Raw genomic sequence first — 1,705 nt, forward strand, 5'->3', positions numbered from 1 at the left:
CGATAAGTCGAGAAGCCCCCACTTCAAGCGACCAGTAAGGGTGGTAAGTGGTGGGAGTAGTTCACTGATAATAAAAGGGGTGTGAATGTGAATTCTACGGCAGAAACAATCCAAGAATTAACGGATAAAGAGGAAGGGTTATACCGGCTCTAGAATGGGTCAAGAAAACCGTCCATGTGCCCCTTGTTCAGCACCAATGCGGGGCAATCGGTGTAAAAAGTTTTATCTGAACAGGAAGAGGCTTTAGGTTCAGGCTTCTGAATAAGCGAGAGGTGGGTGCAGCGAAATGTGGAAAAGGTTAAAAAGACTTCACCATCTGAATGGATATGCTACCTTATTTTTATTCATAAGTGGGATTTTGCTTTTCATTCCTTCTTTAAGAGGGCCATTGGCATTATACCGTGTCATGTTGAAGGATGCTCATATTTGGATCGGATTTGCAACTGTTGCCTTTCTTTTGCTTTATTTCCGCTATTTTGCCTTTCATTATAAAGTCATAAAAAAACAACAAGGAAAGAAACGGAATCTTGCGATGGTTATTGGATTGATCATTGGCTGGATTATTAGCGGTACGGTTCTAACCTTTCAAAGGAGTCTTCCTGAAGAAATCGTTCAAGCTTCATTGATCATACATGATGTATTCACCTGGATTGGTCTGCCGGTTCTCCTTTTCCACTCAGTGACTAGGGCAAGCTGGTTTCGTAAAAAATCAGATCAACTGCAAGAAAAAAAGAAAAATCTATATGCCTTCAGCCGCAGAGGGTTTTTCAAATACGGCATTGTGACTTTGCTTGCGATCATTTTGGGCCCATCCATTTATAAATGGCTGAAACAAGTGACGGATGATGGAGGGTCGACACTAAAATCGGTGACGCTGAAAAGCACAAATGAACTCTCACCCATGCCGATTCCTGCCACGCAATCCACCCCTCCCATTGGCGGAGGGTATGAAGGGAAATTCCGTATTTATACAGTAACGGAGACACCGGTTTTTACGAATGAAAATTGGAATTTTACGATTGATGGACTGGTTGATGAACCAGTGTCGTTGTCATGGGAAGAATTCGTCAAATTGAAGAGGACAGTCCAGGTCAGTGATTTTCACTGCGTTACTGGATGGTCCGTGCTTCATGTCACGTATGAAGGCATCCTGCTGAAAGATCTCATGAAGAAAGTAAAGCTGAAAGAGAATGCCTCCCATCTCAAATTTTACTCGGGCGACGGTGTCTATACTGACTCATTATCCCTTGAACAGGCAGTCTTGGATGATGTAATGGTCGCTGTACTCATGGATGGAGAGCTGATCCCGTCAGATTTTGGAGGCCCCGTCCGGCTGATTGTTCCTAAAATGTATGCCTATAAATCCGTGAAATGGCTTGTCAGAATCGAAGCTATCGATCAAGTACACGAAGGCTACTGGCAGGTGAGGGGATATGATACCGATGCATGGGTAGGATAGTAAAAGACAATAGCGTAAGCTAATCACATGGAGCGTGTTTGTAAGTGAGCCATGTGGTTCTCTTGTCCCATTCGGGAGTTCGAAATAAAAGCTTGTAGAAGTTTATAATTCCTAGATTAAGGGGCAGTTAATTAATAACGGGTTCGATTGATTGGGAAGAAAAACCCTAAACACAATTTGAGACTCCCACGACTAAAGTCGCAAGCTGTCTAACGTCAGTGGGATTCTTAGCTACCTGTTTCAGAC

Annotated in this window: 1 protein-coding gene; it reads left to right on the top strand. The window is 43.2% G+C overall.

What is annotated here, in order from left to right; genetic code table 11:
* Nucleotides 1-286: 286 nt before the first annotated feature.
* On the top strand, nt 287-1,459 hold the full coding sequence (locus tag UB32_RS16845; RefSeq protein ID WP_044395900.1) for a molybdopterin-dependent oxidoreductase: 1,173 nt from the start codon (nt 287-289) through the stop codon (nt 1,457-1,459).
* Nucleotides 1,460-1,705: the final 246 nt, after the last annotated feature.

The sequence above is a fragment of the Mesobacillus subterraneus genome (assembly GCF_000934845.1).
Lineage (GTDB): Bacteria > Bacillota > Bacilli > Bacillales > Cytobacillaceae > Mesobacillus > Mesobacillus stamsii.

Excerpts from the sequence above, each read along its gene's own strand:
- UB32_RS16845 (WP_044395900.1), top strand. The coding sequence starts at position 287 with ATGTGGAAAAGGTTAAAAAGACTTCACCATCTGAATGGATATGCTACC.